This window comes from Methylophaga sp. UBA678, assembly GCF_002299105.1.
GTDB classification, from domain to species: Bacteria; Pseudomonadota; Gammaproteobacteria; order Nitrosococcales; family Methylophagaceae; genus Methylophaga; species Methylophaga marina.
Genome location: NZ_DBNG01000031.1, coordinates 1 through 23942 on the forward strand (window position 1 = coordinate 1; position 23942 = coordinate 23942).

Here is a 23942-nt window from a genome sequence, read left to right on the forward strand (position 1 = left end):
GACGTTAGCATGTAAATACTAAGCGTCAGATCTTCTAGTGACCTAACGTAAGTACCCACACAAATTACTTGATACCAGTTTATTAAAGAGCGTTTTGTTGCCGATGTTCGCTGCAACAAAGAAGCGAGAATTATACAGCTCTCTGCCTGACTGTCAACTTAATTTTTACGTTTTTGTTACGGCGTAAACTTTAAATCATTTGCCGATTTACTTAGCCCCGAAAGGCTCCCTCATCAGCAAGAGGAGCGCATTCTACAGTGAATTGAGGAGACGTCAACAGGAAGATTTTCCCTTTGACATCTCTATTGACGTAGATGTCTGAATTACTGTGTTTTTTTAATTGATTTTTTGCATGCTAAGCTAGAGATTCGCATAGTATATCTATGTATAGAGCAGAATATCCGCTTTGCAGAAATGCATTCTGCTTATTATTTATTTAAGCGTCACCCATGCAATTTTCTTTTTGCCTGCTTGGATAAGATACTTTCCTGCACTCAATTGGAGAGTGGGCTCTACAACAGTCCAGTCAAGTTTCACACGGCCATTATTAAGCATGTCTTTAGCTTGTGCTGAATTAGCCACTAGGTTGGCTTTGTTAATCACGGCTCCAATTGCCAGCTCGACCTGACCATCCAGTTCAATTTCTATTTCTGGTGTTCCCTCTGGCACTTCACCTTCTGTAATGACGTTACCTGCGCCTTTATGTGCATTGGCTGCCGCTTCTTCTCCGTGAAATCGTGCAACGATCTCACGTGCCAGCTCAATTTTGACATCACGCGGGTTTGCTCCTTGTTCTACCATTTCTTTTAAGCTGTCTATCTCTTTAATAGTCTTAAATGATAGTAGTTCATACCAACGCCACATGAGTGAGTCTGGAATAGACACAATCTTTTGAAACATTGTGCCAGGGGCTTCTGTGATACCGACATAATTACCCAAAGACTTAGACATTTTCTTCACACCATCCAAGCCTTCTAATAATGGTGTCATGATCACGACTTGAGAGTCCTGTCCTTCCGCTTTCTGTAATTCACGCCCCATTAATAAGTTGAATTTCTGATCTGTTCCACCTAACTCGACATCAGCTTCCAGTGCGACAGAGTCATAACCTTGTACTAATGGATAAAGAAACTCATGAATCGATATAGACTGGTTCGCTTTAAAGCGCTTCTTGAAGTCATCTCGTTCAAGCATGCGTGCCACACTTAATTTACCTGCCAACTTAATCATGAAGTCAGCACCTTTTTCATTAAACCATTCAGAGTTGAAACGTATTTCCGTTTTCTCAGGGTCTAAGATTTTGAACACCTGTTCTTTATATGTCTTGGCATTTTCTTCAATTTCTTCAGGAGTCAGTGGTGGCCTAGTTGCACTTTTCCCAGTTGGATCGCCAATGAGTCCAGTGAAATCTCCAATCAGAAAAATTACGGTATGTCCCATTTGCTGGAATTGACGTAGTTTGTTGATGAGGACAGTGTGACCTAAATGTAAATCAGGTGCTGTAGGATCAAACCCAGCTTTTATTCGCAGTGGTTTACCTGATGATAATTTTTCGACAAGCTCGCTTTCAACTAAGATTTCTTCCGCACCACGACGAATTTCAAGCATCGCATCATCTACAGGCATCATTTAGATTACTCCAAGTTCTTGTGTTTTATGAGGTCGGCAATATTATCACAACATACATAAAATAAGGGGTTCCAATTCTGATCAAATATTGAGAGAATTGGGAGAATTTTTAATTTCACCAAGAGTTTGCATATGAAACGTAATAGACTTTTGAACTCCAGAGCTGAATCAAGACTGTTCTCAAGTGACAAAAAATTCCATGGCAAACGACATCACTTCATCACCTTATCCATAGCAAGCATCGTTGGCGTCTTCGTGACCAGTATGGTTCTTGCCACCAGCACCCCAGTAAATACAGATACCAAATCACAAACAATCAACTTGCCAGGCCAAATTGGTAAAGAACGTATTGAAACGTCTGATTCCCTGACAGAGCAAACAACGCAAATCACCTTAACCCCTCCAACGACAGAACTAAACAATAACCCTCAAACTGACTTAGTAGAGGTACCTGATTTAGAGAACAAACCTGTTACAGATCCTGCTGAGCTCGAGCGAATCGCACTTGAAAAAGCTCATCTTTCTGAGCTAGACCAATCAAACGATGATAACGACATCCAAGCTCCAGCGGATGAAACACTCACTACTTCATCCATAGAATGGAAGCAGGTTACAGTTCAATCTGGAGACAACCTGTCACTGATTTTTCCTAAAGTTGGCTTGTCAGCTCGAGATGTTTTCAATGTCGCTCAGACAGGGAAAGCGGTAAAACCGCTATTAAACCTAAAACCAGGACAAGAAATTCGCTTTGGTCTGAGTACTGATAACGATGGCAATACAGAATTAAAACAGCTTGAACTTGTTTTCAGTCCCATTAAAACCTTGCAGCTAACAGTAACTGATGATGGATACAAAGCAGAAACACTGACCAAAGAAACGGAAAAACGTCAAAAACAAGTCTACGGAGAAATTGAATCTTCACTATTCGGCTCAGGTTTAAAAGCTGGTCTGTCAGACAAACTAGTGATGGAACTAGCACATATTTTTGGATGGGATATCGACTTTGCTTTAGATCTTCGTCAAGGTGACAGTTTTAAAGTCATTTTCGAAGAAGACTATCTTGAGGGACAAAAATTTGATGATGGCGATATATTAGCCGCTGAATTTACGAACAGAGGCACGACGTTTCGGGCTGTCCGTTATACAGATACAGAGGGTAATACTCACTACTACACCCCAAAAGGTGAGAGTATGAGAAAGACATTTACCCGAACTCCTGTTCATTTTAGTCGAATCAGTTCTTTGTTTAATCCTAATAGAAAACACCCTGTTCTAAAAACGAGTCGCCCTCATCGTGGTGTCGATTATGCGGCCCCGACCGGCACACCAATTTTGGCCACAGGCAATGGTAAAGTCGAATTTATTGGAAATAAAGGTGGCTATGGCCGTGTAATTATCTTGTCTCACGGTGGTAAATACACAACGCTTTATGCTCATATGTCGAAATTCAAATCAGGATTAAAACGTGGCCAACGAGTAAAGCAAGGACAAGTGATTGGTTACATTGGAATGAGTGGCTTGGCAACAGGACCCCATCTACATTATGAGTTCCGTATAAATGGTGTACATCACAACCCTCTTACGGTTGCTTTACCAAAGGCTGAGCCTCTCAATGCTAAGTATATGGCCGATTTTAAACAAAAGTCACAGACTCTACTTGTGCAGTTGGACTCTCTCAAGGTCCCTACACTGGCCATGAACCAACATTAAAATTCTATGAGCTTATATATTGGTGTCATGTCTGGCACCAGTCTTGATGGTATTGACGTATCGATCACAGACTTCAGTGATGATCAAATACAACTTGTTGCAGCGGAAACCTATCCGTTCAGTGAGCAATTAAGGCGAGACCTTCATCAGCTAATCGCGACAGCGAGAACACATTTACATCAACTCGGACAGATTGATGTCGCACTTGGTCATGCCTATAGTGAAGCAATCAACCAACTTCTTGATGAAACACAAATCTCAGCTAATCAAATTGTCGCAATAGGCTGTCATGGACAAACTGTTTTTCACGCACCTGATTGTCGATATCCGTTTAGTATGCAGATTGGCAATGCCAATGTGATTGCTGAAAAAACAGGCATTACGACAATCACTGACTTCCGTCAGCGTGACATGGTACTGGGTGGACAAGGTGCTCCCTTGGTACCCGCCTTTCATCAAGCTTTATTTCACTCTCATAATGAAAACAGAGTGATCGCCAATATTGGCGGTATTGGTAACATCACTATCCTGCCGAAAGATAAAAAAAACGTAGTGTCCGGCTTTGATACGGGTCCCGGTAATGTTCTGATGGATGAGTGGTACCAACAGCATCATCTCGATTTATATGATGCAAATGGTGATTGGGCTCGTGATGGCACTGTGGATGAGGAGTTACTTGATATCCTCATGATGGACAGTTTTTTTGGTCAAGCGATCCCCAAAAGCACTGGCAGGGAATATTTCAACCTGAAATGGCTAGCCAATATACTGACGCAGGTTGATAAAGCGATTCCCGCTAAAGATATTCAGAAAACATTATTGGAAATGACGGCACGTTCAATTACAGACGCTATCACTACCTATGCGGAAGACACAGATGCCGTCTATGTTTGTGGCGGCGGTTCGCATAACGAAGTTTTGATGAATGCCTTGAGAAAACACTTGCCTGGTATCAGCGTAGAGACAACGTCAAAATTAGGGCTTGCGCCTGATTGGGTTGAGGCTTGTGCCTTCTCATGGCTGGCCATGCGAACATTAGCTCACCAAGCGGGCAATCTTCCAGCCGTTACCGGCGCAGATAAGCCAAGCATACTAGGTGCTATTTATCCATCCAACATCAATTCATAGTCCATATAAGTCATAAATTGTTGTTCAAGCTTTACTTGTTTATCTATTCGTAGTTGGCATATCCAACCAGTACCAAATGGATCATGATTGATAAGGTTTGGCGTTTCATTCAGGGATAAGTTTAGTTTGGTGACCATGCCAGTGAGGGGGGACAAGAACTCCGTTGCTGACTTCAAAGACTCAATCACAAACAATCTCTCAGCCTCATTGTATGTTTTGTTAGTTGTAGGCATTTGTATATAAGTAATATCACCCAGTAAATCCTGATAAAACTCAGTGATTCCTAAGGTTATTTCATCAGGGTCGAGTGTATTATCAATCCAAATATGCTGGGAGGTATAAAACCGTTTCAACTGATGGTTGTCGCTAGCATCTGCTATACAAAATATTCAATGCTTTTAACTTATTTGCATTATCTGAATTAAACATATCCCAGTTAAACTGCCATAACCAATTGCCTTCTATGGTTCCAGGAACATTCATACGATGTTTACCATCAAGTGATAACACATCCTGCAAAGGTAGAACCGCTAGTTCGGATACTGACCTCAGGGCAGATCGAATGAATAACCAAGGCATTGATTCTGCAGTCTCGCCAAAATAAGCATGCACATGATTTTTTGTATGTTCATCAAGCTGATGATACCAACCTAGCGTTGTATTATTATCGTGCGTACCTGTATAGGTAACACTATCTTCACACTGATGATGAGGTAAATAGGGGTTTGAAGCATCACCCCCGAAAGCAAATTGGAGAATTTTCATGCCTGGCATACCATATCTCTCACGCAGCTGGGTCACTTCATCAGTAATAATGCCCAAATCTTCAGCAACCAGTGGTAGTTCACCAAAATAAGCTAATAAGGAATCGAATAGCTGTTCACCAGGCGCAGGCTTCCACTCCCCATCTATAGCCGTTTCACAACTCGCAGGAATTTCCCAGCAGGATTCGAATCCACGGAAATGATCAATACGTATCAGATCAAATAACTCAAGTTGTGTTTTTAATCGTCGTTTCCACCAATCAAAATCTTGTTGAATATGGTTCTGCCATTCATACAAAGGGTTACCCCATCGCTGTCCTGTCTCAGAAAAATAATCTGGCGGAACGCCAGCAACACGTGTTGCCACTCCTTGCGAATCAAGTGTAAATAAGTTTGGTTCAGCCCAGACATCAGCACTGTCGTGAGCGACAAAAATGGGCATGTCCCCAAATAGCTTCACTCCATTTGCATTAGCGTATTGGCGTAACTGCCCCCACTGACAGAAAAAAATATATTGTTCAAACCGACGAATCATTAAAGCTTCGTCACGTTCTGTTTTGATTTTATTTATGGCGTCAGGTTGTCTGTCTCTCAGCTCAACTGGCCAGTCGAACCATGCTCGTGCTTGATTAAGATGGCGAATTTCACGGAATAGTACGTAGTCATCCAGCCAAAATTGCTGCTCCTGACAAAATTCATTAAATAATTGTTTATCAGCCTCAGTCGCATTTTTTATGAACTGTCGGTATGCAGTCGCCATCAGACGGGACATCTTCGTGTCGTTTAGCTTAGCGGGTTCTGCCCAGGCTTGTGATTTGAGTATGTCGCGTGAAATAAACCGGTTGTTGCCCGCATGAGCAGAAAGACATTGATAGGGTGAACCATCTTCATGGGTAGGTCCGAGAGGTAACATTTGCCAGACGGTAGACCCCGAAGCACACAAGAAGTCTATGAACTTAAAGGCATCAGTGCCTAAATTTCCCGATGGTAGGCTCGTTATGTGTAAGAGAATACCGCTTCGTCGTTTATTAAATACTTTTGCTTGAGCCACTATTTAGCTTCCACGTCGCATGGTACCGCCCTGCTCTGCGCCGACGCCACCTTGAGAAACAACTTCCGAAAGTTTCTGGGGAACAACTTCACCCAGCATCTGATAAAGATTCGATAAGTGGAGACGATATAAACGTTCGAAATCACTGACACTGTCAGCAGAATTATAGTCACCAAACCACCAGAACCAATCCGATCCTTCACAGATAGCTAACTGTCGCTCTAACGCCAACTTCATTTCAGGTTCAAAGGTTTCATTATCCAGTACTTTATCAAATGTTTTTTTTGCATCACTGAGTAGGTCCCAAGCTCGGTTTTTATCCTTGTCACCAATCCAAGTGGAATAGGTTCCATATACCCAGCTACCGCCCATCATTTTGGGAAGCTCAGCTGCTTGAACACCATTTTCAAGACACTCACTAAAGGTAGTAAGTTCAATATCGGGATGCTCAGACAAGTTTCGATATAGACTCTGTAAAAAGTAGTAGCCATTGTAGGAGTAGTACTCCCAGGCGTTTTCACCATCAAGAATCACAGAAACAACCCTATCGTCATCCCCTTCTGTGTTCGCTTTTATGTTTTGAATGTGATGAATAAAGTCATTGACTGCATCATCTGCGCCCCATTTTGTATAGGTAAAGCCAATCATGTCTGATAAGCCATCATCTCTATAAAAACATACAGGTGATGTGCCGGGTAGCTTGTATGGTTTATGTATACTGGCATCAGCCATACCAGAGAGCTTTAAACTGTTACGAAGCACATTTTCACCCGTTGCAGCCCAACTAAATCCATGTTTTGCAATTAAGGTTAATGTCTCTTCAGATACGGCGCCTTCTGATGGCCAACACCCTTTTGGTTTAAATCCAAAGAAAGACTCAAAGACTCTCACCCCCTCATCCATATGCCAATGTGCGCGTTGCTCACCTCCAGGGTAGTGTGTCTCTAGAGGAAGATCAGCATCGGGCATGGCTTCATGCGTCGAGTTCATATCCAGTAAAAGAGGGATAATAGGATGAGCATAAGGTGTGACAGATAATTCAACGCGCCCGGTTTCTGCTAGACGACAATAACGCGGAAGCAAATCTTTTAAGAGCTCACCAATCACTATCATCAACTGCCGCCTATCATGAAATGTATAATGACGACCTTTTTTCATCAATGCCTGAATACGAACATCGCTTCGTCTAACTGATTCGGCCATCCAAACCAAGTGATACCAGACCAGCATATCAATCATAAACTGATCATTCACATAGTTAAGACGCTCTGGGTCATTCATCAACCAACGAGCCATTTTGACTAACTTGGCAAAATGTGGAAATGGTTGAATCAGTTTTTCCTCGTTAGCGCGTAAGCAGGCATTAATCAAGGTCTTACGCTCCTCGGCATGCACCGGCTGAACGGGAGAATCTAATGCGATGAGTAATGGATCTTTCAGCCGCCCCGTACCTTTGAAGCGTCCCTGTAACTGTTCATCATAATCGGCAAGTTGCTCCAGTAACGTCGGGGCAAAGTTCACCACGGCTTTCGCACCAGGCACATTTTCTAGATGCCATGCCATATCAACATAGTCTTTAATAGCATGAAGATACGTCCAAGGTAGCTGATACATGCCACCCATAGGCTCGCTATATTGTGGCTGGTGCATGTGCCAGCATAGTACGACTTTAATTTTATCTGACATAACGATAATTTTGTCCTAGCATTTCTGGCGTGACTAAAACCACACCATTAGGAGAGACGTAATAACGTTTTGCATCTTGTTCCAAGTCCACACCGATAACTGTACCTTCTGGTATAACACAGCCTTTATCGATGACCACTCGTTTCAAAACAGAATGTCGGCCGATGGTCACATCCGGCAAGATAACGCTATCTTCAACTAATGAATAACTGTGAACTTCAACGTTCGAGAACAACACAGAGTGTCGAACGGTAGAGCCGGAGATGATACATCCACCTGACACCATCGAATCTACGGCCATCCCTCTTCTGTCATCATCATCGAAAACAAATTTTGCCGGCGGCTGTTGTGCTTGATGTGTCCATATAGGCCAATCATCATCATACAAGTTCAATTCAGGTGTAACACCAATCAATTCGAGATTGGCTGACCAAAAAGCATCAATAGTACCCACATCACGCCAATAGCCCGGGTCATTTCCCTGAACATCTTTGTATGGGAAAGCAACGACTTTATAATTTTTAATCAAGTTAGGAATAATGTCATGACCAAAGTCGTGACTAGAAGTGCGAGTATCAGCATCTTTAATTAGCTGCTCGTACAAGAATGCCGCGTTAAAAACATAAATCCCCATGGATGCAAGCGCTACATCCTCTCGCCCAATAATGGGAGTCGGCTCATCAGGTTTTTCATTAAACGCAACAATGCGTCTATTTGCATCGACCGACATGACACCTAAGGACTTGGCTTCTTCGATAGGTACCTCTATACAGCCAATCGTCATATCAGCATTCTGAGCGACATGCTCAGCTAGCATATCACCATAATCCATTTTGTAGATATGATCGCCTGCTAAAATTAATACATATTCCGGACCGTGGTTTCTTAAAATATCTATATTTTGATATACAGCATCGGCTGTACCCGCATACCAGCCTCTTTCATTACGTTGTGACGCGGGTAATAACTCCACAAACTCTCCCAGCGCACCTCGCATAAACCCCCAGCCCTGCTGGACATGTCTGATTAGAGAGTGAGCCTTGTACTGAGTCAGTATGCCTACACGTCTAATGCCTGAGTTCACGCAATTCGACAAAGGAAAATCGATAATTCTGAACTTCCCTCCAAAAGGAACTGCGGGTTTAGCACGCCAGTCTGTCAGTTGTTTAAGCCTCGAACCACGACCGCCGGCTAAGATTAATGCCAAGGTATCTCGTGTAAGACGGCTGACAAAACGGGTACTATTGTTTTCACTCATAGATGAATTCTCCGGCAAAAAACCTATTATTTGTGCTGTAATATTGTTAGCCTGCCACAAGCGAGCTACATACAGCAATTAAAATTTACAGGACATTATGACGATGATTTTTGACAACAATTTGAATGAAGACATCATTAAAATTATAGAAGCACGTCATCATGATCCTTTCAGTGTTCTAGGGCTCCATCAAAACGCCGGGCAAGCCGAAATCCGTGCCTTTTTGCCTGATACAGACAAGGCATTCATAGATGGCGAACTACCCATGCAACGTGTTGAAGGAAGTGACTTTTTCTTATGGAAAGGTCCACAGGAAACGATTAAATGGCCCTATAAAATTCACCGCCACCGCCATAATGGTGAGCAAGTCGCATATCATGATCCCTACAGCATCATGCCTCAAATATCAGATTATGACCTTCACCTTTTTGCAGAAGGTAAACACTGGCATGCTTATAAAATTCTAGGTGCGCACTATTATGAAATAGAAGGAATCAAAGGCACCTTATTTGCAACATGGGCGCCCGGCGCAGAACGTGTCAGTGTGGTTGGTAATTTCAATCAGTGGGATGGTCGACGTCATCCAATGCGAGTCAGAGGCGCCACTGGCGTATGGGAACTGTTCATTCCCGAGCTGATGCCAGGTGAGTTATATAAGTTCGAAATTCGTAGCCGTCAAGGAGGCTCTTTACATCTTAAGATGGATCCTTACGGACAACAATGTGAGCTAAGACCTGGAACAGCCTCAATCGTCAGCACACCAACCACTCACCAGTGGATGGATGAAGAATGGCTGACCACTCGTGAACGAAGTAATTGGCTGCACACGCCGCATTCTGTCTACGAAGTGCATCTTGGTTCCTGGAAGCGTCATCAGGATGGGCGATTTTATAATTACCGTGAACTCGCCGATGAACTCGTTCCCTACGTGAATGAGATGGGTTTTACTCACATTGAATTGCTACCGATTACAGAGCACCCTCTCGATATTTCATGGGGCTACCAAACCACGGGCTATTTTGCACCTACCAGCCGTTTTGGTAAGCCTGATGACTTCCGGTATTTCGTTGACCTATGTCACCAGCACGATATCGGTGTGATCTTAGACTGGGTACCGGGCCACTTTCCTAAAGACGCACATGGACTTGCCAAATTTGATGGTACAGCCCTTTATGAACACGCGGATCCGAGGCGTGGTGAACATCAAGACTGGGGCACACTTATCTTCAATTACGGAAGAAAAGAAGTCTTTAACTTCCTTTTATCCAGTGCTTTTTATTGGCTGGAAGAGTTTCATATCGATGGGTTACGCGTCGATGCCGTCGCCTCAATGCTTTACCTCGATTACTCAAGAAAAGAAGGAGAATGGTTACCTAATCAATATGGTGGCCGTGAAAACCTTGAAGTTATCGAGTTTTTCAAACATGTGAATAGCGTACTACACAGTGAACATCCTGGCTGTATTATCACGGCAGAAGAGTCAACCTCATACCCAATGATTTCACGGCCAACAGATATTGGTGGTTTAGGTTTCTCAATGAAATGGAACATGGGCTGGATGCACGATATTTTGGAGTATATGCAACAAGATCCGATACATCGCCGCTATCATCATGACGATCTGACATTTGGCCTCTTGTACGCTTTTACAGAAAACTTTGTACTGCCCTTCTCACATGATGAGGTAGTTCATGGTAAGCGTCCGATGATATACAAAATGCCGGGCGATGAATGGCAGCGATTTGCCAATCTTCGACTGCTTTATACCTTTATGTTTAGTTACCCAGGTAAGAAACTGCTGTTTATGGGATGTGAATTTGGTCAAGGCAGTGAATGGAATTGTGAAAAAGATTTAGACTGGTATGTACTGGACTACCCTGTGCATCAAGGGCTAAAAAAATTAGTCGCCGACCTCAATATCACCTATAAAAGTCAACCCGCTTTGTATAAGCACGAATTCGAGCCACAAGGTTTTGAATGGATTGACTGCAATGATAGAGAACATTCGATTTTAAGTTATCTACGCAAAAATGATGAAGAATTTATCATTGCAATATTTAACTTTACGCCAGTCCCCCGAGATAATTATAGACTCGGCGTGCCTGAGCTTGGAGAGTATGAAATTATTATCAATTCAGACTCAGAGTACTACGCAGGAAGTAATTATCATAACCCCAGTATTATCTCAGCTGAACAAACGGCTTGGTCAGATAGGCCTTATTCAATTCAGCTGAATTTACCACCACTTTCTGGGCTAATATTACAGAAGAAACATTAATAAATTTGAACAGGAATGATTCCCCCTGAGTTCTCAGGGGGAATATTAAGCGATTTTTGTTACTGTCTTAACTCGCGAATGAGTTTAATCAAGTGCGTTGTTGAGCTATCGTGAGCAGAAATATCAGCATCATCTTTCAACTCTGGCACGATTGCTTTTGCTAATTGCTTGCCGAGTTCCACGCCCCATTGATCAAAAGAGTTAATATTCCAGACAACCCCTTGAACAAATACTTTATGTTCATACAAGGCCACTAACTGTCCCAACATCTCAGGCGTTAATTTAGGGAATAGCAATACATTGCTTGGTCGGTTACCCGGGAAAACCTTGTGCGGTAATAATGCTTCGAGTTCTTTTCCTTCATAACCTTCTTTAACCAGCTCAGCACGCACTTCCTCAGCGGTTTTCCCTTTCATCAATGCTTCGGCCTGTGCTAGACCATTCGCAAGTAGAATAGACTGATGGTCACACTCTGGATAATGACTATTCACAGGTAAAACAAAGTCGACCGGAATTAATTGCGTGCCTTGATGAATCAGCTGAAAATATGCATGTTGCCCATTGGTACCAGGCGTGCCCCAAATTACAGGACCTGTTTTGTAGTTAATTCGTGCACCAGAACGGTTAATAAACTTGCCGTTGCTCTCCATATCAAGTTGCTGCATATGGCTTGGAAAACGAGCTAATGAGTGATCATAGGGGACAATGGCTTGCGTTTGTGAATTAAAGAAATTCACATACCAGATCCCCAGCATTGCCATGATGACAGGAATATTTTCTGCTAAAGGCTGCTCACGGAAATGTTTATCCATTTGATGACCACCATCAAGCAATCGCTCAAAATTACCCATTCCCGTATACAAGGCGATGGGTAAGCCGATGGCACTCCACAGTGAATAACGACCACCTACCCAGTCCCAAATTTCAAACATGTTCGCGGTATCGATACCAAACTTCGCTACTTCTGTGGCATTAGTAGAAACCGCAACAAAATGTTTGGCCACATCTTGCTGTTTCCCTTTTTTTAGAAACCAATTTCTTGCTGAATGAGCATTGGTAATTGTTTCCTGAGTGGTAAATGTTTTTGAAGCCACAACAAACAAGGTTGTCTCAGGATTCAATTTTTCTAAAGTTGTGCTGAGATCAGTACCATCGACGTTTGAGACAAAATGCACGCCCATACCCTCGATGCCATAAGGTTCAAGCGCATCACAAATCATCGCTGGCCCCAGATCAGAACCGCCAATGCCGATGTTTACGATATCGGTAATTTTCTTACCGGAGAAGCCCAACCATGTGCCATTGTGTACTTGCTCACAAAAGTTACGCATTTTTTCAAGCACAGCATTAACCGTTGGCATAACATCCTTGCCATCTACCATCACAGGCATATTACTTCGGTTTCGAAGGGCAGTATGCAAAACAGCCCGACCTTCTGTGTGATTGATCGCTTCACCTTTGAACATACGCTCAATCCAGTCTTGTAGCTCAACAGCTTCAGCCAACTGAATTAACTTATCTACGGTCTCTTGGGTGATGCGGTTTTTGGAGTAATCCAGTAACAAATCACCACTTTTGATTGAAAATCGTTCAAACCGGCTTGAGTCCAACGCGAACTGTTCACGCATGGATACGAATTTCAGGTCAGAATAGTGTCTGACCAAAGACTGCCATTCAGGTATATTCAAAGGTGTCATAGTTCTTAGATTTCTTGTATTAGTTATAATTATTGACTGAGGAATGAAGGCAGATCAGCCCATTTTATGGTCTGCTGCTCCCCTGTCTCCATGGTTTTTATACCGATTGTTTGGCTGGACACTTCATCATCTCCCAGAATAAGTGTCCAACGCGCTCCGCTTCGGTCTGCGCGTTTAAATTGGCTTTTAAAACTACCACCACCACAGTGGCTAATCAACTTTATGCCAGGAAGTTCATCACGCAAACGTTCTGTTAATAACGGTGCTTGTGCCATTGCCTGTTCACCGACAGCGACTAAGTAGGCATCAGTTTGTTTAATATCCGGTAATGCTTGGGTTGCTTCGAGCAGTGCGACAAGTCGTTCCAGACCAATAGCAAAACCAATCGCTGTGGCGCCTTTTCCACCCAATTGAGCGACTAAACCATCATAACGGCCACCAGCACAGACAGTACCTTGTGAACCCAACTGGTCGGTTACCCATTCAAAAACGGTTTTTCCGTAATAATCCAAACCTCTGACCAGCCTTGGATTAATTTCGTAATCAATACCAACACTATCGAGGATCTGACATAACTGTTCAAAATGCTGCTTAGATTCATCATCCAAATGATCAATCAGTTTGGGGGCCGCTTCATTTAATGCCTGCATTGCAGGATTTTTACTATCCAGAATCCGTAGTGGATTTGAGTGTAGACGTCTTTGGCTATCTTCATCGAGTTCAGCTTGGTGCTTTTCGAAATAGGCAATTAAAACTTCGCGATAAGCTAATCTGGCTTGAGTACTTCCAAGTGAGTTTATCTGGAGAGTCACACCTTTCAGACCTAACGCTTTCCAAAGACGCGCTGTCAGCATAATCATTTCAGCATCGATATCTGGGCCATCGAAGCCATATGCTTCTACACCCAACTGATGAAACTGGCGATAACGGCCTTTTTGCGGACGTTCATGACGAAACATCGGCCCCATGTACCAAAGGCGTTGCGTTTGATTCAGTAAACCGTTTTCCATGGCAGCACGAACACAACCTGCTGTCCCTTCTGGACGCAACGTTAAACTGTCTCCATTGCGGTCCTCAAAGGTATACATTTCTTTTTCTACAATGTCTGTGACTTCACCAATGGAGCGTTTAAAAAGCTCTGTTTTTTCGACAATCGGAAAACGAATTTCTTGATAACCATAACCAGCAAGGACATTTTTCAAGGTCGTTTCTATGACCTGCCAGTATGGTGTTGTTTCAGGAAGAAGGTCATTCATTCCTCTTATAGAGCGGATTATCTCTGCCACGTCTAACTCAGATCCTTTATCGGAATTGTTTTAATATTTTTTTGCTGTTTTTGTATTTCAATACGTTTACGTATTTGCTGTTCTAATTCGTCTACCAACGCTTCATTTTCGACTTTGTGGTTTGGCTTACCATCAACGTACAGCAGGTTTGGTGTACCTCCTGTCAGCCCAATAGCAGCTTCTTTAGCTTCACCGGGACCATTAACAACGCAACCGATAACAGCCACATCCATCGGTTCAGTGATGTCTTCCAATCTTGCTTCCAGTGCATTAACGGTTGAGATCACATCAAACTGTTGGCGCGAGCAGGAAGGACATGCAATTAAATTCACGCCTTTACTTCGAATGCGCAAACTTTTAAGAATATCAAAACCGACTTTGATTTCTTCAACCGGATCAGCTGCAAGCGAAACCCTGATGGTGTCGCCAATCCCTTCTGACAACAACATACCCAAGCCAATAGCAGATTTAACAGAACCAGAACGAAGCCCACCGGCTTCCGTAATCCCCAGATGTAAAGGCTGTTCAATTTGCTGAGCAAGTTTTCTATAGGCATGCACGGTCATAAACACATCTGACGCTTTGAGACTGACTTTAAAATCGGGATAGTTCAATCTATCCAGAATATCAATATGTCTCAATGCTGACTCAACTAATGCATCGGGAGTCGGTTCGCCATATTTTTTTTGAAGCTCTTTTTCTAATGAGCCAGCATTTACCCCGATTCGAATAGGTATACCGTGATCACGTGCACTGTCAACGACGGCGCGTACACGTTCTTCTCTACCAATATTGCCGGGATTAATACGTAAACAGTCCACGCCTAATTCAGCAACGCGTAACGCAATCTTGTAATCGAAGTGAATATCCGCGACAAGAGGAATAGATACCTGCTGTTTAATTTTACCAAAGGCTTCTGCCGCATCCATGGTTGGTACAGAAACACGCACAATATCTGCACCCACTTTTTGTAATGCCTGAATTTGACTTACTGTGGCAGCGACATCTGTTGTCTCCGTATTTGTCATACTCTGTACAGCAATAGGTGCATCACCACCGACAGCCACATTCCCCACCATAATTTGACGAGATTTTCTTCGCTGAATATTAACGGTTGAGTTTTCCATTATGACTGAGCTCCTAAAGTCAGTTTTGCAACATTACCTTGTGTAAAAGGCTGCAAGTCAACAGGTTGATTGTTGTAGCTCACCTCAGCAACAGTGGCCTTACCTAATAATATTTTCATAGGTAATTCGCTTTTAAGTTCGATAGATTGTTCTGCTCGCATGACTTGACTGAGTAAAGTATTCATTGCTGTATCTGTTACCTCAACCCAGCAGTCACCAGAAAAAGACATTTTAAGAATATTTTGATGTGGCTCAGCACTTGTAACAGACTCAACGTCTTCATTCACCTCAACAGAAGCAAGGTCTTCCGACTCTGTGATGTTATTGTCGCTATCATTTTGTTCACTTGACTCGGTTGTATTGTTCAAGTCATTCATTGTTGAGATTGATGAGTCTTCTGGCTCTGATTGAGACAAATCGTCATTAAAGGTTGTATTGCTGGCCTCATCCATGTCGTTTTGCTCGGTGACGATCTCACTGGACTCGCTTGTTGCTGTTTCATCAGCCGCTCTATTGGACTGCCATTGTTGATATGCTGACCAGAGAATGAAAATTCCGACAAGAAAAAAGAGAATCATCAACCATGGCAATGGTTTTTGTTCTTCAGTACCAACCGGCTTGACCAACCTTGGTTCACTGTCACTCTGTTTATATTCATCATTGAAGACGGCCAGCATTTCTTCTTGGGGCAGGCCCAAGAATTTTACATAACTGGCGAAATATCCGCGGGCATAGGTCCGCCCGTGTAATTTGTCCCATTGTTGCGTTTCAAGATGCATGACAATGTCTTTGGTGAGCCGCAGCTGTGTCGCCACCTCTGCTAGTGACAAATTCTTGCTTTCACGTGCTTGTTGGAGTCGGGCCCCTAAACTCGGGCTGTTAGAACTCACCACAAAATCGTCATTCAAATCACTCATTACTCAACAAGCCCTTGGTTAACAATACGCATCTCATCCGAATCAGGAAAACGAGAACGCAAAATAAGTTTGTAGCTAGATACGGCATTTTTATCAGCTAATTTGGTTTCCACTCTGATGCCTAACAAGAGAGCCTGAGGCGTCCAGTTGGCTGCTTGCTGAAACCGTTGAATGTAAGCCCTAGCCTGTAAGTAGTTTTGTTGTTGATAGCTAATATCAGCCATTTGTAACAAAGACTTGGGTAGCCCAGGCACCATCTGTAATGCTTTACGGAAATAACCTTCAGCGCGATCAATGGCTCCCCCTTTTGCTGTACATAACCCTGCATTTTCATAGGCAAGCGGCGCGCTTGAATAGAGCGGATTTTCTACAGCTTTCAGGAACCGTTTCTCCGCCTCATCGTAGCGGCCTTGCTGACACAAAAAGACGCCATAGTTATTTTGAGCTTCAGAATAATCTGGTTCCTGCTGAATCGCTTTCTCAAAATGCTCTTCGGCTTTTTCATTTTCATCTAAGCGTTGGTACAAAAGAGCGATGGTATTGTGCGCACTGGGTAGGTTAGGATTTTGTTTCAGCGCTTTCTCAAGCTTTTCAAGTGCGATCTTGTAATCGCCTCGTTGCATGTAATTCAAGCCAAGACGCATATTGATATCAGCTGCTTTTGCATCCTTTGCTACATATTGACTTCTTGTTCCACCATTACTGCTACACGCTGTAAGTACAACAAACATCATCACGACTAAAGCATTACTGACACGATTACTCATCGATGAATTACAACCTCCTGGGCCTTCATGCGTTCACTACGGCGCGACTTATCTTGCACTTCACCTGCTAACTGACCACAGGCAGCGACAATGTCGTCACCTCTTGTTTTTCTGACCGTAGCCACTAAACCTTGGTCGATCAAATATTGCTGAAAGCGCACAATTTGATTACGTGATGAACATTTGTAATGCGTGCCAGGAAAAGGATTGAAAGGAATTAAATTAATTTTATTGGGAATATCTTTTAAAATCCTGACGAGATCTTTTGCATCCTGTATTGAATCATTAATGCCATCGAGCATGACATACTCAACCGTAATGTGACGACGCTGTTGTCCAACAACATAACGCTTACATGCCGCTAGTAATTCGGCAATGGGATATTTTTGATTGAGCGGAATGATTTGATTTCTTAACTCATCATTCGCGGCATGCAGTGAAATAGCCAAACTCACGTGACAATCCTCACGAAGTTTATCAATCATTGGCACCATACCTGACGTGCTTAGTGTGAGCCGTCGCCACGAAATGCCATAACCAAAATCATCTCGCATTAGATTCATCGCCGTTACGACATTGTTGTAATTGGCTAATGGCTCCCCCATGCCCATCATCACGACATTCGTGACAACACGATTGCCTTTGGGATCCTTACCTAAAGCTTCATTAGCAATCCATAGCTGGGCGATGATTTCCGCGGCATCCAGATTGCGATTAAAACCTTGTTGCGCTGTTGAGCAAAAAGTACACGTCAGTGCACAACCGACTTGTGAAGACACACATAACGTACCTCGACTCCCCTCAGGAATAAAGACCGTTTCAATGGCATTACCGCAGGATAACTTGATAATCCATTTCCGTGTTCCATCTTGAGAAACATGCTCGTGCATCACTTCCGGCAGCTTAATCTCAGCGACAGCGTCTAATTTTGCTCTTAAGGCTTTGCTCAAATTACTCATTTCAGCAAAGTCTGTTATTCGATATTTATGTATCCATTGTAAAAGCTGACGTGCACGGAAAGGTTTTTCGTCAAGTTCGACGAAAAACGCTTCCAGACCATTCAGATCTAATCCAAGAAGATTCGTGCGTTCAGTCATAATCAGCTCTTAGCGTGTGCGTGCACAAACTTCATTATCAGCGAAGAAGTAAGACACTTCGCGTGTAGCACTCTCAACAGAATCAGAACCGTGAACCGCATTTTCATCAATGCTTTGCGCGAAATCAGCACGGATAGTGCCCGCCGCTGCTTCAGCAGGGTTAGTTGCGCCCATTAGGTCGCGGTGTGTTAAGACAGCATTTTCACCTTCTAAAACTTGAACGATGACTGGACCAGATGTCATGAAGCTAACAAGATCTTTAAAGAAAGGACGTTCTTTGTGTTCAGCGTAAAAACCTTCTGCTTTTTCTTGTGATAAGTGCATCATTTTTGCAGCCACAATTTTTAAGCCCGCTTTTTCAAAACGTGTGTAAATTTCACCAATCACATTTTTTGCAACAGCATCAGGTTTGATGATAGAAAGAGTGCGTTCAATCGCCATGTTATTCCTCTATATTTAATTTGAGTCAAGAAAATCCTGATATTCTAGCATTTCTCAGCCATCTAATATCAATGTTGTGAAACAAATCACGTTAAATCTGTTTTTACTTTGGATTTTATGGCAAAAGCATTACTATCAGATGACCGTTTTATAACCATAGGAAGCCATTTTGACTACCCAATCTGCATTTAAGCGTATCGGACTTTTTATTCGTAAAGACGACCCTGTTATGGAAAATGCGGTTGAGCAGGTAAACGAGTTTCTAGCTACACGTGACTTGACTGTTGTATGTAACGAACCACTCTCATTTTTACCATCACTTGATGTTATCTCCATTAAGGAATTCAAAACTCATTGTGATCTGACCATCGCTATAGGCGGGGATGGCACCCTGCTCTCTGCATCAAGAGCGCTTGCCGGTACCAATATGCCCGTTGTGGGTATCAATGTTGGCCGTCTAGGATTTCTCGCTGATGTTACTTTAACGAATTTATCACATCAGCTTGATGCCATTCTTTGTGGTCATTACCGGAATGACAGTCGATTTCTGCTGAATGCAAGCATCACTGGCGGCACGAAACCTCCAAGCATAGCAATGAATGATGTGGTCATTCATTCATATCAAAATTTGCATATGATTGAGTTCGAAACCCATATCAACGGCCGGTTTCTAAACAGTCAGCGTGCAGATGGTATTGTGGTATCGACTCCGACGGGTTCAACTGCCTATGCGATGTCTGCAGGAGGTCCAATATTGGATGTGGACCTGGATGTGGTGGTTTTAGCATCAGTCTGCCCACATACTCTCAGCAATCGGCCGCTAGTAGTTTCAGCAAATAATGTCATCGAAATTACTTTAAGTGAAAACAATATCACTACCGCAATGGTAACTTGTGATGGACGCCCTGGGCTTGTTCTTCAGCCCGGCGACACTGTGCGTATAGAAAAACATGAAAGTCGAATCAGGCTATTGCATCTTGAAGATCACGACCATTATTCTATTCTTCGTGCCAAACTGGAATGGGGAAGAAAGTTAACATGTTAGTAGGTCTGAGTGTTCGTAACTTAGCGGTGGTAGAAGATCTTGCTCTTAATTTTGAGCCTGGCATGACATCGCTAACTGGAGAAACTGGTGCTGGTAAATCGATGTTAGTGGATGCGCTTAGCTTAGTGCTAGGTGATCGCGCAGACTCGAATATGATTCGGCACGGTGCAGAGCGTGCTGAAATTGAAGCCGACTTCAATCTGAACAACAACGTAAGCTTAGCTAAATGGTTAAAAGACCATGAATTAGATGAAGAGGAGCAATGTCACCTTCGTCGTACAATCAGTCGTGATGGACGCTCAAAAGGTTATATAAACGGTCGTATGGTTCCACTGGCACTTTTAAGAGAAGTCAGTGAGCGAAGTATCGACATACATGGACAACATGCACACCAATCATTAATACGGCCTCAGACTCAGCGCGAAATATTAGATATTGTTGCTGATAACAAAGCATTACTCGATAAACTTAAATTGGCTTATCGAGATTGGTCATCGTCACAGCAAGCGCTCCAACAATTGAAAAGCCAGTCTGATGAGCAACGCGCCAAACAGGAATTATTGCAATATCAGGTAGGTGAACTGGCTAATTTCCAATTATCGGAATCACATATCCAGCAGCTTCTTCAAGAGCAAAACCAACTTGCTAATGCTGCTGAGTTAATTAGTACAGCAGAAGCAGGCTTACATCGCATCTTTGATGAGGAACAAGCGGCTGCATACGACATAATCAACCATACTTTAAGCGAACTTGAAAAGCTTCAGCATGTTGAACCACGCTTCGCTAGCGCTGTAGAAACACTTAATGCGGCTATTATCAATCTTGATGAAACGGCAGATGAGTTACGTCAATACTTGGATCATATCGATCTCGATCCGGAACGATTAAACAGTATTGAGAATGAACTATCCCAGCTCCACGATATCGCGAGAAAACATCAAGTCGAAGTCGAGGAGTTACCCGAACTCTATCAAGAATTAACAGTAGAACTCGACCGACTCTCTTCCAGTGAAGTGCATCTAGCTGAACTCGAAACACAATTAGCTGAAAAAGAGAAGGTTTGCCGGACACTAAGCGAAGAAATACACCAGAAACGAATCAAAACGGCTAAACCACTAGCAAAGCAAATTTCAGCCTCTATCAAACAGCTGGCCATTCCTTCTGGTGAAATTGATATTGAAGTAATCGCCAATCCAGATCAGAAATTTTCAGAGCACGGTATGGACAGTGTTCGAATTTTAGTCAGAACAAACCCCGGACAACCCTCAGGTGAGCTGGCGAAAGTGGCGTCAGGCGGTGAGCTTGCCCGGATCAGCTTGGCAATTCAAGTTGTCACGGCTGGAAAACGAACGGTCCCAACCTTAATTTTTGATGAGGTGGATGTAGGTATTGGTGGTAGTGTTGCTGAGGTGGTGGGTCAACATTTAAGAGCGTTAGCTGCAACGCAACAAGTGATTTGCATTACACATCTACCGCAAGTAGCTGCGCAAGCACACCATCAATTACAGGTCAGTAAAAAACATTTAAAAGACAGCACTCATATTGTTGTTGATAAACTCGATAAACAACAGCGTATTGAAGAAATAGCTAGAATGCTAGGTGGCGTGAACCTGACCACTAAAACACGTTCTCATGCAGAGGAAATGCTGGATCAGGCTCAACGCTAGATTATTTACTATTCTTCTCTTAAACACGTTTGGCAGATCCCATAGATATATAAACTATGATCCGTCATCTCCCAACCTTTTTCTTTAGCGATGGCTTTTTGGCGTTGCTCGATGACTTCATCGAAAAACTCTTCAATCTTGCCGCAGCGCACACACAGTAGATGATCATGATGACTACCGTCTTGTAGCTCAAATACAGCATGTCCACCCTCAATGCTGAGCCTGGAAACTAGTCCGGCTCCCTCAAACTGCGTTAGTACACGATAAACCGTGGCTAAGCCTATTTCTTCTCCCATATCCAGAAGTGCTTTGTACACATCTTCCGCACTCATATGACGCAAATCCGATGTTTCCAAAATTTCCAAGACTTTCAATCTTGGTAGCGTCACTTTTAATCCAGCTTTTCGTAAATCTTGTCTTTCCATTATTATTGTTGCCTCGTAGAAATGCTGCGAATAGAGTATCATCGCAGATTGGTAATTAACTACAGAAATCAATACTAAATGAAAAGCTCCGTTGTTTACAGCCTTTCCTTGGCAGTTATTTTGTCATTGTCAGCTTGCAGCACCGATAAAATACCAGGTGTTTATCGCATAGATATTCAGCAAGGTAATGATGTTACTCAAGAAATGATCAATCAACTTGAGCCAGGCATGACGAAAAATCAGGTCGCCTATGTTATGGGCACGCCATTACTCATTGATACTTTTCACCCGAATCGCTGGGACTATGTCTATAGTTATCAACCCGGCGGAGAAGATCGCGAACAACGCCGTATCACCCTTTACTTTGATGAGTCAGAAAAATTGGCACGCATTGATGGTGATACACGCACTGTGGCTAGAGCAGATCTACCACAGGTTGAACGCCAGGATAAAAATGTTATCGTGCCTTTAACAGAGAAAAACACTGGCCTGTATTCAAAGCTAAAAAGTCTGGTGGGTCTCGGGGATGATGACGAAGATATTGAAGTCATCGAAGGTACAGATCCCGCTAAACCTGATGTAGATGAACAGCAAATTCCTGATAGAGATATTCAATAATAAAAAAGGCGCCAAAGGCGCCTTTTTTATGCTGGTTTTTCAAACTTGTCAGTGGTCGGGTTGTAGCACATCAACTCACCTTTATCGAGATCAAAGTACCACCCATGTAATCGTAAATTCCCGGCTTCAACACGGTCTTTGATACACTCAAATGTCATCAGATTTTCCAAAGAAACAAGTACAGCTCTCTGTTCACACATCTTTAACTGAACACTTTCATGTTCATGTTTATGATTGACTTTTACCCAGTCCTTAGCGCTTTTCGCAATAGACACCCAGCGATGGATAAATTTGGAATCTTCGACACCATCACTTTGCCATAAAGCACGTATACCACCACAATTGCCATGGCCCATCACAACGATGCTCTCTACATTTAGCGAATTCACCGCAAACTCCAGCGCAGAGCTTGTGCCATGATGGTTATTATCTGTTTCACATGGAGGAACAAGGTTTGCCACATTTCTTACGGTGAAAATATCACCAGGATCGCAATCCGTTAAAATCGCAGGATCAACTCTGGAATCACAACAAGCAATCATAAGTATTTTTGTTGGCTGCCCTGTTTTCATACTCTCATACAGTGCTCTATTATCACCAAAGTATGTTTTTTTAAATCGAGAAAAACCCTCTAGCAATTTATACGTCGTCGGCATGTTGTTATTGTTATCTCAAAAATTGTAAAAATGGATTGTGACGTTTCTCATCAGCTATTGTAGTCGTTTGGCCATGACCGGAGTGAACGATCAAAGAACCGGGTAATGAAGACAGTTTTCTCAGACTCTTTTGCATCAGAGCAGCATCTCCCATGGGTAAGTCAGTGCGCCCTACACTGCCGGCAAACAAGGTATCCCCCACGAAAATATCTTGATTAGTATAGTAACAACCTTGTCCAGGTGTATGTCCTGGAGTTGAAATAAAGGTTAAATCTGTTTCTCCTAGACTAATGATATCGCCATCATCAACAAAATGATCAATTCTGCCACATGGTCGATTCATATGTGGAGCACCGAACCAGTCGCCTTGTTGTGGCAGTGTGTCGAATAAAGGTTTGTCTAATCTTGGAAGGTAGGTTTGTGCGTCAAATAGATACTGTATGTCTTTCAAAGAGCCAGCATGATCAAGGTGACCGTGTGTTAGTAGAATTTTAGTTAGCTTAAATTCTTCACGTTTAGTTTCAAGATAATCAGCGAGCTCTGTTGTCTCACCGGTATCAATGATGGCAGCCTCATTTGTCGCTTCATCAATAATCAAATAGGTATTCACAAAAAAGGCGCCAACGGTGATACATTCGATTTTTAACATCTAAAATCCATGCCCGTTGACGCCTTTCAGTAGAGTTCTCTCTACA

The 23942-nt window shown here is 42.9% G+C and carries 21 protein-coding genes; 6 read left to right on the forward strand and 15 right to left on the reverse strand.

The window, feature by feature from the left end; genetic code table 11:
* Window positions 1–432 precede the first annotated feature (432 nt).
* Window positions 433–1629: a tyrosine--tRNA ligase gene (gene tyrS, locus B3014_RS13825; protein ID WP_289243469.1), complete on the reverse strand. Its 1197-nt coding sequence runs from the start codon at window positions 1627–1629 to the stop codon at window positions 433–435.
* Between the two features lie 132 nt (window positions 1630–1761).
* Here tyrS and B3014_RS13830 point away from each other — a divergent pair, with 132 nt between their 5' ends.
* A complete protein-coding gene (locus tag B3014_RS13830; protein WP_289243468.1) occupies window positions 1762–3339 on the forward strand; it encodes an OapA family protein in 1578 nt (525 codons plus the stop codon).
* A gap of 6 nt (window positions 3340–3345) precedes the next feature.
* Window positions 3346–4467: an anhydro-N-acetylmuramic acid kinase gene (locus B3014_RS13835; protein WP_289243467.1), complete on the forward strand. Its 1122-nt coding sequence runs from the start codon at window positions 3346–3348 to the stop codon at window positions 4465–4467.
* On the opposite strand, the gene B3014_RS13840 is transcribed toward B3014_RS13835, so the two are convergent.
* From B3014_RS13840 to glgC, 4 genes are read right to left on the reverse strand one after another with little or no spacing between them, the layout of a single operon-like run.
* Window positions 4443–4820, reverse strand: coding sequence for a glycine cleavage system protein H (locus B3014_RS13840; protein WP_289243466.1), 378 nt, complete (start codon window positions 4818–4820; stop codon window positions 4443–4445). The two genes, B3014_RS13835 and B3014_RS13840, sit on opposite strands and share 25 nt — an antisense overlap.
* A 13-nt stretch (window positions 4821–4833) precedes the next feature.
* Window positions 4834–6282, reverse strand: coding sequence for a 4-alpha-glucanotransferase (malQ, locus tag B3014_RS13845; RefSeq protein WP_289243465.1), 1449 nt, complete (start codon window positions 6280–6282; stop codon window positions 4834–4836).
* Between the two features lie 3 nt (window positions 6283–6285).
* The gene (locus B3014_RS13850) at window positions 6286–7968 is read right to left on the reverse strand and encodes a glycoside hydrolase family 57 protein (protein ID WP_289243464.1); all 1683 of its coding nucleotides are present in this window, start codon (window positions 7966–7968) and stop codon (window positions 6286–6288) included.
* A complete protein-coding gene (gene glgC / locus B3014_RS13855; protein ID WP_286304256.1) occupies window positions 7958–9226 on the reverse strand; it encodes a glucose-1-phosphate adenylyltransferase in 1269 nt (422 codons plus the stop codon). Before glgC ends, B3014_RS13850 begins: the two co-directional genes overlap by 11 nt.
* 97 nt (window positions 9227–9323) lie before the next feature.
* Between glgC and glgB the strand changes: the two genes are divergently transcribed.
* Window positions 9324–11504: a 1,4-alpha-glucan branching protein GlgB gene (gene glgB, locus B3014_RS13860; protein WP_289243463.1), complete on the forward strand. Its 2181-nt coding sequence runs from the start codon at window positions 9324–9326 to the stop codon at window positions 11502–11504.
* Between the two features lie 59 nt (window positions 11505–11563).
* Here the strand turns inward: glgB and pgi are convergent, their stop codons facing one another.
* From pgi to ndk, 7 genes are read right to left on the reverse strand one after another with little or no spacing between them, the layout of a single operon-like run.
* Entirely contained in the window at window positions 11564–13201 is a 1638-nt protein-coding gene (gene pgi, locus B3014_RS13865) for a glucose-6-phosphate isomerase (protein ID WP_289243462.1), read from the reverse strand.
* 29 nt (window positions 13202–13230) lie between these two features.
* Window positions 13231–14487, reverse strand: coding sequence for a histidine--tRNA ligase (gene hisS / locus B3014_RS13870; RefSeq protein ID WP_289243461.1), 1257 nt, complete (start codon window positions 14485–14487; stop codon window positions 13231–13233).
* A gap of 2 nt (window positions 14488–14489) precedes the next feature.
* Entirely contained in the window at window positions 14490–15614 is a 1125-nt protein-coding gene (gene ispG, locus B3014_RS13875) for a flavodoxin-dependent (E)-4-hydroxy-3-methylbut-2-enyl-diphosphate synthase (protein WP_320165962.1), read from the reverse strand.
* The gene (locus B3014_RS13880) at window positions 15614–16531 is read right to left on the reverse strand and encodes a RodZ domain-containing protein (protein ID WP_289243460.1); all 918 of its coding nucleotides are present in this window, start codon (window positions 16529–16531) and stop codon (window positions 15614–15616) included. The genes ispG and B3014_RS13880 overlap by 1 nt, the downstream gene beginning before the upstream one ends.
* A complete protein-coding gene (gene pilW, locus B3014_RS13885) occupies window positions 16531–17298 on the reverse strand; it encodes a type IV pilus biogenesis/stability protein PilW (protein ID WP_286304251.1) in 768 nt (255 codons plus the stop codon). Before pilW ends, B3014_RS13880 begins: the two co-directional genes overlap by 1 nt.
* Window positions 17295–18395: a 23S rRNA (adenine(2503)-C(2))-methyltransferase RlmN gene (gene rlmN, locus B3014_RS13890; protein ID WP_289243459.1), complete on the reverse strand. Its 1101-nt coding sequence runs from the start codon at window positions 18393–18395 to the stop codon at window positions 17295–17297. The genes pilW and rlmN overlap by 4 nt, the downstream gene beginning before the upstream one ends.
* 9 nt (window positions 18396–18404) lie before the next feature.
* On the reverse strand, window positions 18405–18836 hold the full coding sequence (gene ndk, locus B3014_RS13895; protein WP_289243458.1) for a nucleoside-diphosphate kinase: 432 nt from the start codon (window positions 18834–18836) through the stop codon (window positions 18405–18407).
* A gap of 169 nt (window positions 18837–19005) precedes the next feature.
* On the opposite strand from ndk, the gene B3014_RS13900 reads away from it, so the two are divergent.
* Window positions 19006–19881 carry an NAD(+) kinase gene (locus tag B3014_RS13900; RefSeq protein WP_289243457.1) on the forward strand — a complete coding sequence of 292 codons (876 nt, stop codon included), beginning with the start codon at window positions 19006–19008 and terminating at the stop codon, window positions 19879–19881.
* On the forward strand, window positions 19875–21548 hold the full coding sequence (gene recN, locus B3014_RS13905; RefSeq protein ID WP_289243456.1) for a DNA repair protein RecN: 1674 nt from the start codon (window positions 19875–19877) through the stop codon (window positions 21546–21548). The genes B3014_RS13900 and recN overlap by 7 nt, the downstream gene beginning before the upstream one ends.
* 8 nt (window positions 21549–21556) lie before the next feature.
* On the opposite strand, the gene fur is transcribed toward recN, so the two are convergent.
* Window positions 21557–21973, reverse strand: coding sequence for a ferric iron uptake transcriptional regulator (fur, locus tag B3014_RS13910; RefSeq protein WP_286304247.1), 417 nt, complete (start codon window positions 21971–21973; stop codon window positions 21557–21559).
* 78 nt (window positions 21974–22051) lie between these two features.
* On the opposite strand from fur, the gene B3014_RS13915 reads away from it, so the two are divergent.
* The gene (locus B3014_RS13915; RefSeq protein WP_289243455.1) at window positions 22052–22591 is read left to right on the forward strand and encodes an outer membrane protein assembly factor BamE; all 540 of its coding nucleotides are present in this window, start codon (window positions 22052–22054) and stop codon (window positions 22589–22591) included.
* A gap of 26 nt (window positions 22592–22617) precedes the next feature.
* Here the strand turns inward: B3014_RS13915 and B3014_RS13920 are convergent, their stop codons facing one another.
* Together B3014_RS13920 and B3014_RS13925 are read right to left on the reverse strand one after the other, a co-directional pair.
* Window positions 22618–23247, reverse strand: coding sequence for a carbonic anhydrase (locus tag B3014_RS13920; RefSeq protein WP_289243454.1), 630 nt, complete (start codon window positions 23245–23247; stop codon window positions 22618–22620).
* A gap of 10 nt (window positions 23248–23257) precedes the next feature.
* A complete protein-coding gene (locus tag B3014_RS13925; RefSeq protein ID WP_289243453.1) occupies window positions 23258–23896 on the reverse strand; it encodes an MBL fold metallo-hydrolase in 639 nt (212 codons plus the stop codon).
* Window positions 23897–23942 lie beyond the last annotated feature (46 nt).

Excerpts from the sequence above, each read along its gene's own strand:
- B3014_RS13915 (WP_289243455.1), top strand. The coding sequence starts at position 22,052 with ATGAAAAGCTCCGTTGTTTACAGCCTTTCCTTGGCAGTTATTTTGTCA.
- fur (WP_286304247.1), bottom strand. The coding sequence starts at position 21,973 with ATGGAAAGACAAGATTTACGAAAAGCTGGATTAAAAGTGACGCTACCA.
- B3014_RS13880 (WP_289243460.1), bottom strand. The coding sequence starts at position 16,531 with ATGAGTGATTTGAATGACGATTTTGTGGTGAGTTCTAACAGCCCGAGT.
- ispG (WP_320165962.1), bottom strand. The coding sequence starts at position 15,614 with ATGGAAAACTCAACCGTTAATATTCAGCGAAGAAAATCTCGTCAAATT.
- pilW (WP_286304251.1), bottom strand. The coding sequence starts at position 17,298 with ATGAGTAATCGTGTCAGTAATGCTTTAGTCGTGATGATGTTTGTTGTA.
- B3014_RS13850 (WP_289243464.1), bottom strand. The coding sequence starts at position 7,968 with ATGTCAGATAAAATTAAAGTCGTACTATGCTGGCACATGCACCAGCCA.
- B3014_RS13830 (WP_289243468.1), top strand. The coding sequence starts at position 1,762 with ATGAAACGTAATAGACTTTTGAACTCCAGAGCTGAATCAAGACTGTTC.
- pgi (WP_289243462.1), bottom strand. The coding sequence starts at position 13,201 with ATGACACCTTTGAATATACCTGAATGGCAGTCTTTGGTCAGACACTAT.
- ndk (WP_289243458.1), bottom strand. The coding sequence starts at position 18,836 with ATGGCGATTGAACGCACTCTTTCTATCATCAAACCTGATGCTGTTGCA.
- tyrS (WP_289243469.1), bottom strand. The coding sequence starts at position 1,629 with ATGATGCCTGTAGATGATGCGATGCTTGAAATTCGTCGTGGTGCGGAA.
- B3014_RS13925 (WP_289243453.1), bottom strand. The coding sequence starts at position 23,896 with ATGTTAAAAATCGAATGTATCACCGTTGGCGCCTTTTTTGTGAATACC.
- recN (WP_289243456.1), top strand. The coding sequence starts at position 19,875 with ATGTTAGTAGGTCTGAGTGTTCGTAACTTAGCGGTGGTAGAAGATCTT.
- glgC (WP_286304256.1), bottom strand. The coding sequence starts at position 9,226 with ATGAGTGAAAACAATAGTACCCGTTTTGTCAGCCGTCTTACACGAGAT.
- rlmN (WP_289243459.1), bottom strand. The coding sequence starts at position 18,395 with ATGACTGAACGCACGAATCTTCTTGGATTAGATCTGAATGGTCTGGAA.
- glgB (WP_289243463.1), top strand. The coding sequence starts at position 9,324 with ATGACGATGATTTTTGACAACAATTTGAATGAAGACATCATTAAAATT.
- B3014_RS13835 (WP_289243467.1), top strand. The coding sequence starts at position 3,346 with ATGAGCTTATATATTGGTGTCATGTCTGGCACCAGTCTTGATGGTATT.
- B3014_RS13920 (WP_289243454.1), bottom strand. The coding sequence starts at position 23,247 with ATGCCGACGACGTATAAATTGCTAGAGGGTTTTTCTCGATTTAAAAAA.